Genomic DNA, 742 nt, shown 5'->3' on the forward strand with positions numbered 1-742 from the left:
AAAAGTACAATACAGTGCACAAAAGATATGGCAAAATGCAGCCAAAAATAATCAAAACAAAGTAGATGTAACATTATATGCTGTAAAAGCAGGAAACAAAGAAGAAGTACAAAAATTAACAATAACAGGAAATGCACAAGTCCAATTTGATGAAGTGAATAAATATGGAGAAGATGGAGAAGAGATAAAATACACAGTAGAAGAATCAAACCCATCAGTAGCAAGTCAAATGGTAGGTAACCCTATAGTAGACGGAACAAAATATATATTCACAAACAAAGTAGACGACTCAGCAGCAGATAAAGTACAATACAGTGCACAAAAGATATGGCAAAATGCAGCCAAAAATAATCAAAACAAAGTAGATGTAACATTATATGCTGTAAAAGCAGGAAACAAAGAAGAAGTACAAAAATTAACAATAACAGGAAATGCACAAGTCCAATTTGATGAAGTGAATAAATATGGAGAAGATGGAGAAGAGATAAAATACACAGTAGAAGAATCAAACCCATCAGTAGCAAGTCAAATGGTAGGTAACCCTATAGTAGACGGAACAAAATATATATTCACAAACAAAGTAGACGACTCAGCAGCAGATAAAGTACAATACAGTGCACAAAAGATATGGCAAAATGCAGCCAAAAATAATCAAAACAAAGTAGATGTAACATTATATGCTGTAAAAGCAGGAAACAAAGAAGAAGTACAAAAATTAACAATAACAGGAAATGCACAAGTC

At 32.5% G+C, this 742-nt stretch carries 1 protein-coding gene; it reads left to right on the forward strand.

The genetic code is table 11. The annotated features are described in order from the left end of the window. Positions 1-742 (forward strand): Cna B-type domain-containing protein (locus tag HMPREF9629_RS09880; protein ID WP_009526259.1); only part of this gene is annotated, 742 nt, incomplete at both ends.

The organism is Peptoanaerobacter stomatis (assembly GCF_000238115.1).
Classification (GTDB): domain Bacteria; phylum Bacillota; class Clostridia; order Peptostreptococcales; family Filifactoraceae; genus Peptoanaerobacter; species Peptoanaerobacter stomatis.